The sequence below is a fragment of the Aeromicrobium sp. 50.2.37 genome, from assembly GCF_024655735.1.
Taxonomy (GTDB): domain Bacteria; phylum Actinomycetota; class Actinomycetes; order Propionibacteriales; family Nocardioidaceae; genus Aeromicrobium.
Genome location: NZ_JANLGG010000039.1, coordinates 15,678 through 23,113, shown reverse-complemented (window position 1 = coordinate 23,113; position 7,436 = coordinate 15,678). Strand labels below are relative to the sequence as shown.

Here is a 7,436-nt window from a genome sequence, read left to right as displayed (position 1 = left end):
GGGCTCGCTAGCGCTCGCCGCCGGGCACCCAGAGGATGTCGCCTGCCTCGCGGTTCGCGTAGCGACCGAGGATGAACAGCAGGTCGCTCAGCCGGTTGAGGTAGCGGGCGGTCAACGGGTTCATCGTGTCGCCGTGCACGTCGATGGCGGCCCACGCGGAGCGCTCGGCGCGCCGGGTCACCGTCCGCGCGACGTGCAGGGCCGATGCCGAGCGGGTGCCGCCGGGCAGGATGAACGAGCGCAGCTTCTCGAGCCGGTCGTTGTACTGGTCGCACCAGCCCTCGAGGCGGTCGACGTAGTCGGGCTCGACCCGAAGCGGCGGGTGCTCGGGGTTCTCCACGACCGGCGCGCCGAGGTCGGCGCCGACGTCGAAGAGGTCGTTCTGCACGTGCCGGATCACGGCGGTCACCTCGTCGTCCAGCTCCTCGAACGCGAGGGCGAGTCCCAGCTGGCTGTTGGCCTCGTCGACGTCGGCGTAGGCCACGAGCCGCAGGTCGTTCTTCGAGGTGCGGCTGAAGTCGACCAGGTTGGTCGTGCCGTCGTCGCCAGTCCGGGTGTAGATCCGTGTCAGGTTGACCATGACCTCACCCTAGGGCGTGTCGGGCAGGGCGGCCGGGCGCCCTGAGGCGGGTCGCGTGGCTCACAGAGTCTGCCGCGTCACGTTACGGCGCGGTAACCTGACCGGCATGCCTGACAAGTCTGCGCCCGACCGTCCCTGGGTGATGCGCACGTACGCCGGACACAGCTCGGCGGCCGAGTCCAACGCGCTGTACCGCAAGAACCTGGCGAAGGGCCAGACGGGGCTCTCGGTGGCCTTCGACCTGCCCACCCAGACCGGGTACGACCCCGACCACGTGCTGTCTCGCGGCGAGGTGGGCAAGGTCGGCGTCCCGATCCCGCACCTGGGGTCGATGCGACGGCTGTTCCAGGACATCCCGCTCGGCGAGATGAACACCTCCATGACGATCAACGCCACCGCCATGTGGCTGCTCGCCATGTACCAGGTGGCCGCCGAGGAGCAGGGGGTCGAGCCGTCGGCGCTGGCCGGCACGACGCAGAACGACATCATCAAGGAGTACCTGTCGCGCGGGACCTACGTCTTCGGTCCGGCCCCGTCGCTGCGGTTGACGACCGACATGATCGCCTACACGGTCAACACGATCCCCAAGTGGAACCCGCTCAACATCTGCAGCTACCACCTGCAGGAGGCCGGCGCCACGCCCACGCAGGAGATCGCCTATGCGCTGAGCACCGCCATCGCGGTGCTCGACGCCGTGAAGGACTCCGGCCAGGTCGACGACGCCGACTTCGAGAAGACCGTCGGGCGCATCTCGTTCTTCGTCAACGCCGGGGTCCGCTTCATCGAGGAGACCTGCAAGATGCGTGCCTTCGGGCAGCTCTGGGAGCAGATCACCCGGGACCGCTACGGCGTCACCGACCCCAAGATGCGCCGCTTCCGCTACGGCGTGCAGGTCAACTCCCTGGGTCTCACCGAGGCCCAGCCCGAGAACAACGTGCAGCGCATCGTGCTCGAGATGCTCGGCGTCACGCTCAGCAAGAACGCCCGCGCGCGGGCGGTGCAGCTGCCGGCGTGGAACGAGGCGCTCGGCCTGCCCCGTCCGTGGGACCAGCAGTGGTCGCTCCGCCTTCAGCAGGTGCTCGCCTTCGAGTCCGACCTCCTCGAGTACGACGACATCTTCGACGGCTCGCACGTCATCGAGGCCAAGGTCGCCGAGCTCGTGGAGGGTGCGCAGGCCGAGATCGACCGCGTGCAGGCCATGGGGGGTGCCGTGGCGGCCGTCGAGTCCGGCTACATGAAGTCCGAGCTGGTCGCCTCGCACGCCGCCCGCCGCTCGCAGATCGAGTCCGGCGAGATGAAGGTCGTGGGCGTCAACAGCTACGTGGAGACCGAGCCGTCGCCTCTGACCGCGGACCTCGACGGCGCCATCATGGTGGCTGACCCGCAGGCCGAGGCCAACGCCGTCGCCGACGTGCAGGCCTGGCGCGAGCAGCGTGACCAGGGTGCCGTCGATGCGGCCCTCGAGAGGCTGCAGTCCGAGGCCAAGACCGAGACCAACCTGATGGAGGCGACGCTCGCGGCCGTGCGCGCCGGTGCGACCGTGGGGGAGTGGTCGGGTGCGCTGCGTGAGGTCTTCGGTGAGTACCGGGCACCCACCGGCGTCTCCGGTGCCGTCGGCGTGGCGGAGGCCGGCGCCGAGCTGACCGCCGTGCGCGAGAAGGTCAAGCGCACGGGTGACGAGCTCGGCACGCGGCTGCGCTTCCTGGTCGGCAAGCCGGGCCTGGACGGCCACTCCAACGGTGCCGAGCAGATCGCGGTCCGCGCCCGCGACGTCGGCTTCGAGGTCGTGTACCAGGGCATCCGGCTGACGCCCGAGCAGATCGTCTCCGCCGCCGTGGCCGAGGACGTGCACGTGGTGGGCCTGTCGATCCTGTCCGGGTCGCACATGGAGCTCGTGCCCGACGTGCAGCAGCGCATGCGCGAGGCCGGCATGGACGACGTGCCCCTCATCGTCGGCGGCATCATCCCCGACTCCGACGGCCGTCGTCTCGAGGCGGACGGCGTGGCCGCGGTCTTCACCCCGAAGGACTTCGGCATGACCGACATCATGGGTCGCATCGTCGACGAGATCCGCAAGGCCAAGGGCCTCGAGGCCTGACCGCGTGCGAAGGGCCCGGGACCACACGGTCCCGGGCCCTTCGTCGTCCGCGGGTCAGTTGAGCACGCGGAAGTCCTCGGGCAACGCTCCGCCGGCCTGGATGTCACGCGTCAGGTCCTGCAGGGCCATGAGCGCCACGGACTGCGTGAACGGCCCGTACGACACGCGCGCGACGCCGAGCTCCTGCTGGCGCGCGAGGGGGATGGATCCCGGGTAGCCGATGGTGGTGAGCCGCTGGGGGCCCCAGGCGTCGACGAACGCACGCACGTCGTCCTCGGAGAGGGGGCCCGGGACGAAGACGATCGGCGCGCCGACCTCGATGAAGGCCTTGCCGCGCTCGATCGCGTCGGCGATGACCTCGTCGTGGGGGCGGTCGCCGGCCTTCGCGACGACGTCGGTACGGGCGTTCAGCACGAACGGGATGCCCTCGGCCTCACCGGCCTTCACGACGGCCTCGACGGCGGCCACGGCCTCGGCCAGCGGCTTCACCTGGTCCTCGAGGTTGGCACCGACCGCGCCCACACCGATCGCCTTGCGGGCGGTCTCGCCGGGGTCGCCGTAGCCGGCCTCGAGGTCGGCCGTCACCGGCAGGTGCGTGTTCGCGACGATGAGCCCGACGGCGGCGATCATCTCCTCGACCGGGATGTTCTCGCCGTCCTCGTAGCCGTGCGACGCGGCGATGGAGTGGCTCGCCGTGGCGAGGGCCTTGGTGCCCTCGACCTCGGTGACGATGCGGGCGGTGATGGCGTCCCACACGTTCACGACGGTGAGCAGCTCCGGGGCCGTGTGCAGGTCGAGCAGCGTCTGGGCGCGTGTCTTCAGGTCCATGACGCCGACGCTAGGGCACGGCGCACGGGCCCACCAGACGAATCTCGCGCCAGGGTCGCCTCAGGCGGCCAGTGCGTGCTTCTTGGCCTTCTTGCCCTGGTTCTTCTTGTTCTGCGCCTTCTTGCCCTTCTTGCTCTTCTTCGACTTCTTGTCCTTCTTCTCCACCGGGACGACGGTGCCGTCGGCGCCGATGCGGACGAGCCGCCGCTTCTTCACGCCGTACCCGTCGGGGAGCGTGCCTTCCTTCAGCATCCGGATCGGGCAGCGCTTGCAGCGGGTCTTGCTGACGCAGCACTTGACCTTCGGGGGCTTGGACACGACCAGACCGTAGCATCGGGCCCATGAAGTCACCCGGCGACGATGGAGGACGACGATGACGTCACAGGCGTTCGTGGAGAAGCTCAACGAGCAGCTCGGGCACGAGTTCGGGGCGCACCAGCAGTACGTGGCGATCGCGGCGTTCTACGACGCCCAGACGATGCCGCGGATGGCGGCGCTCTTCTACGACCAGGCGTCCGAGGAGCGCGACCACGCCATGATGATGGTGCAGTACCTCCTGGACGCCGGCGAGACGCCGCGCATCCCCGCGCTGCCGGCGCCGGTCGGGGAGTTCGGCGACGTCGTGGAGCCGGTCCGAGCGGCGCTCGAGCAGGAGAAGGTCACCGAGCAGGTCAACGAGCTGACGCGGATCGCGAGGGCCGACGGCGACTTCGCGTCGGAGCAGTTCATGCAGTGGTTCATCCGTGAGCAGGTCGAGGAGGTCGCCACGATGGGCGACCTGCTGGCCGTGGTCACGCGGGCGAAGGACGACGTCGACCGCATCGAGGACTGGGTCGCGCGCGAGGACACGGGAGAGTCCGCCGACCCGACGGCACCCAGGATCGCCGGTGCGTAGGGCCTTGCCGCTCCTCGTCCTCGTCGGGGCGCTCCTGGTCGGCTGCGGCCAGGCCTCCGACGACGACTCCGGCACGGACGCCGAGGCCGGGGGCGGCTCGGTCGCGGCCACGTCGATCACCATCGAGGTGCGCACGGACGCCGATGCCGAGCCGACCACCATGACCCTCGAGTGCGACCCCACCGGGGGAGACCACCCGCAGGCCCAGGAGGCCTGCGACGCGCTCGCCTCGGCCGGGGCGGACGTCCTCGAGCCGGTGCCGGCCGACCAGGCCTGCACGATGATCTACGGCGGCCCCCAGACCGCCACGGTGAAGGGCACCGTCGACGGCGCGGACGTCGATGCCACCTTCACGCGAGAGAACGGCTGCGAGGTCGACCGCTGGGAGCGGCTCGGCACCACCTTCTTCGACGTCCCGCTCCAATAGGGCGCGCGGCTCGTTCCTCGCCGCTCCAGCCGCTCGTTCCTCACGGCTGCCGGGCTTCGCCCGGGCGCCTGCCGTCGCTCGCTGGCGCTCGCTCGGCCCATGCGTGCGCTCCAGCCGCTCGTTCCTCACGGCTGCCGGGCTTCGCCCGGGCGTCTGCCGTCGCTCGCTCGGCCCATGCGTGCGCTCCAGGCTCGAGCACGCTGGCGCAGGAGGGTCGTCGGTCAGAACAGGCGCAGGGAGGGGTCGTCGATGCCGCGCAGCGCGTCGTAGTCGACGACGACGCACTCGATGCCGCGGTCCTCGGCGAGCACGCGGGCCTGGGGCTTGATCTCCTGGGCGGCGAAGATGCCACGCACGGGGCGCAGCTTCGGGTCGCGGTTCATCAGCTCGAGGTAGCGGGTGAGCTGCTCGACGCCGTCGATGTCGCCGCGCCGCTTGATCTCGACGGCCACGGCGGCGCCCGCGTCGTCGCGGCACAGCAGGTCGACCGGGCCGATCGCGGTCATGAACTCACGGCGCACGAGCGACATGCCGACGCCGAACGTGCTCGTGTGCTCCGCGAGGAGCTCCTGCAGGTGCTTCTCGACGCCGTCCTTGCGCAGGCCGGGGTCGACGCCCAGGTCGTGGCTGGAGTCGGACACGACCTCGTCGATGAGGATGCGCAGCGTGTCATCGGTCTTGCCGGCCTGCACGACCCACTCGAGGCGACCGTCGTCGGCGGTGCCCTCCTTGAGGCTGCAGGGCGGGCTCATCCAGTTCAACGGCTTGTAGGAGCCACCGTCGGAGTGCACGAGCACCGAGCCGTCGGCCTTGACCATGATGACCCGTGTGGCCATGGGCAGGTGTGCGGTGAGCCGCCCGGCGTAGTCGACCTGGCAGCGTGCGACGACCAGACGCACTACTGACGCACCAACGTCCCGAGCTTGAACACGAGCGTCCCGTCCTTGATGGTGCCCTCGTCGTCGTTGCCGTCGCCACCCATGAGCGTGACGACGCCGTCGGTGACCTCGTAGTCGCCGGTGCGGAACTCCGGCACGCCCTGGAAGTCCTCGGAGAAGGTGCCGTCGGCCTTGAAGGTCACGGTCCAGTCGACCTCGTCGTCGCGCCACGTGCCGGCGAGGTCGGCGGCGTCGGCCGGATCCTCGGTGGGCGCAGCCGACGTGGGGGAGGCGGAGGCGGAGGCCGACGACGACGGCGACGAGCCCTCGGGCGTCCCCGGCCCGTCGTCGGACCCGCAGGCGGCGAGAGTGCTCAGGGCGAGGGCGGCGACGCCCGTGGCCAGGCTCATACGACGATTCATGTGACAGCCCTCCCGTTGGTGCGGATCGGACGCTAGTGTGTCACGACCCCGAAGTTACCTAGGAGTAGGCATGCAGGAGATCGTGGACCGTCTCACGGCCGACGACCGCGGCGCCGAGATCGCCCGGACGCTGGTGTACCCGTACCTCAACCACGCCGCGACCATGTACGAGAGCGGCTACGCCACCAAGGACGACATCGACGCGTCGATGCGTTTCGGCTGCGGCTACCCGATCGGCCCGCTGGCCCTCGTGGACGCCCTGGGTGTCGCCACCGTGGTCGAGGGCCTGCGCGCCCAGCACGCCCGCACCGGTGACCCGCTCCACGAGCCGGCTCCCGTGCTGGTGAAGCTCGCGGAGTCCTCCGAGACGTTCGAGACCGCAGCCGCCGACGCGGGCGCCGCTGCGGCGCCCCAGAAGCACCACCCGGTCGCCAAGGTCGGCGTCGTCGGCACGGGGACCATGGCCTCCGGCATCGTCGAGGTCTTCGCCAAGGCCGGGCACGACGTGGTCTTCGTCGGGCGCTCCGACGACAAGGTCGCCGCCGTCCAGGCCCGGATCGAGAAGAACCTCGACCGGGCGATCGCCAAGGGCCGGCTCACCGAGGACGAGAAGTCCGACGTCATCGGTCGGCTGACCGCTGCCACGGACCGGCACGCGCTCGACGACGTCGACATCGTGGTGGAGGCGATCGCCGAGGACCTCGACGTCAAGCTCGAGCTGTTCCGCGACCTCGACCGCATCACCAAGCCCGGCGCGATCCTCGCGACCACCACGTCGTCGCTCTCCATCGCGTCGTGCGCCGAGGCCACGTCGCGTCCGCAGGACGTCGTGGGCATGCACTTCTTCAACCCCGCCCCGGTCATGAAGCTGGTGGAGGTCGTCTCCGCCGACTCGACGTCGCCCGAGGTCGCCGAGACGGTCAAGGCCCTGTGCCTCGACGTCGGCAAGCACCCGGTCTCCTGCGGTGATCGCGCCGGGTTCATCGTGAACGCCCTGCTGTTCCCCTACCTCAACGACGCCGTGAGGCTGCACGAGGCCGGTGAGGCCTCGCTCGAGGAGATCGACACCGCACTCAAGGAGACCAAGCTCCCCATGGGTCCGTTCGAGCTGCTCGACGTCGTCGGCAACGACGTCTCGCTGGCGATCCAGCAGACCCTGGTGTCCACCTTCGGCCACGAGGGCTGGACGCCCGCGCCGACCTTGGAGCGCCTGGTCGCCGAGGGCAAGCTCGGCCGCAAGACCGGCGAGGGCTTCCACACCTACTGAGCCGATCCGACGAGAGGAGGGGGGGGGGGGGGGGGGCGGGG

General features: G+C 70.3%; 9 protein-coding genes. 4 read left to right on the top strand and 5 right to left on the bottom strand.

Annotated features, from left to right (window positions below):
* Positions 1-7 precede the first annotated feature (7 nt).
* Complete coding sequence (locus NUV38_RS16005) at positions 8-580, bottom strand: cob(I)yrinic acid a,c-diamide adenosyltransferase (RefSeq protein ID WP_257730070.1); 573 nt, start codon at positions 578-580, stop codon at positions 8-10.
* Between the two features lie 106 nt (positions 581-686).
* On the opposite strand from NUV38_RS16005, the gene NUV38_RS16000 reads away from it, so the two are divergent.
* Positions 687-2,678, top strand: coding sequence for a protein meaA (locus NUV38_RS16000; protein WP_257730069.1), 1,992 nt, complete (start codon positions 687-689; stop codon positions 2,676-2,678).
* Between the two features lie 54 nt (positions 2,679-2,732).
* On the opposite strand, the gene NUV38_RS15995 is transcribed toward NUV38_RS16000, so the two are convergent.
* A complete protein-coding gene (locus NUV38_RS15995) occupies positions 2,733-3,506 on the bottom strand; it encodes an isocitrate lyase/phosphoenolpyruvate mutase family protein (protein WP_257730068.1) in 774 nt (257 codons plus the stop codon).
* Between the two features lie 60 nt (positions 3,507-3,566).
* Complete coding sequence (locus NUV38_RS15990) at positions 3,567-3,824, bottom strand: hypothetical protein (protein ID WP_257730067.1); 258 nt, start codon at positions 3,822-3,824, stop codon at positions 3,567-3,569.
* A gap of 55 nt (positions 3,825-3,879) precedes the next feature.
* Between NUV38_RS15990 and NUV38_RS15985 the strand changes: the two genes are divergently transcribed.
* Both NUV38_RS15985 and NUV38_RS15980 read left to right on the top strand, forming a co-directional pair.
* Positions 3,880-4,401, top strand: a complete 522-nt coding sequence (locus NUV38_RS15985) for a ferritin (protein WP_257730066.1) — start codon at positions 3,880-3,882, stop codon at positions 4,399-4,401.
* The gene (locus NUV38_RS15980) at positions 4,394-4,828 is read left to right on the top strand and encodes a subtilase-type protease inhibitor (protein WP_257730065.1); all 435 of its coding nucleotides are present in this window, start codon (positions 4,394-4,396) and stop codon (positions 4,826-4,828) included. The genes NUV38_RS15985 and NUV38_RS15980 overlap by 8 nt, the downstream gene beginning before the upstream one ends.
* Before the next feature lie 221 nt (positions 4,829-5,049).
* Here NUV38_RS15980 and nucS read toward each other — a convergent pair whose 3' ends face one another.
* Together nucS and NUV38_RS15970 are read right to left on the bottom strand one after the other, a co-directional pair.
* Positions 5,050-5,727 carry an endonuclease NucS gene (nucS, locus tag NUV38_RS15975; RefSeq protein ID WP_055967019.1) on the bottom strand — a complete coding sequence of 226 codons (678 nt, stop codon included), beginning with the start codon at positions 5,725-5,727 and terminating at the stop codon, positions 5,050-5,052.
* On the bottom strand, positions 5,727-6,116 hold the full coding sequence (locus NUV38_RS15970) for a lipocalin family protein (protein ID WP_257730064.1): 390 nt from the start codon (positions 6,114-6,116) through the stop codon (positions 5,727-5,729). Before NUV38_RS15970 ends, nucS begins: the two co-directional genes overlap by 1 nt.
* A gap of 82 nt (positions 6,117-6,198) precedes the next feature.
* On the opposite strand from NUV38_RS15970, the gene NUV38_RS15965 reads away from it, so the two are divergent.
* On the top strand, positions 6,199-7,395 hold the full coding sequence (locus tag NUV38_RS15965; protein ID WP_257730063.1) for a 3-hydroxyacyl-CoA dehydrogenase NAD-binding domain-containing protein: 1,197 nt from the start codon (positions 6,199-6,201) through the stop codon (positions 7,393-7,395).
* Positions 7,396-7,436: the final 41 nt, after the last annotated feature.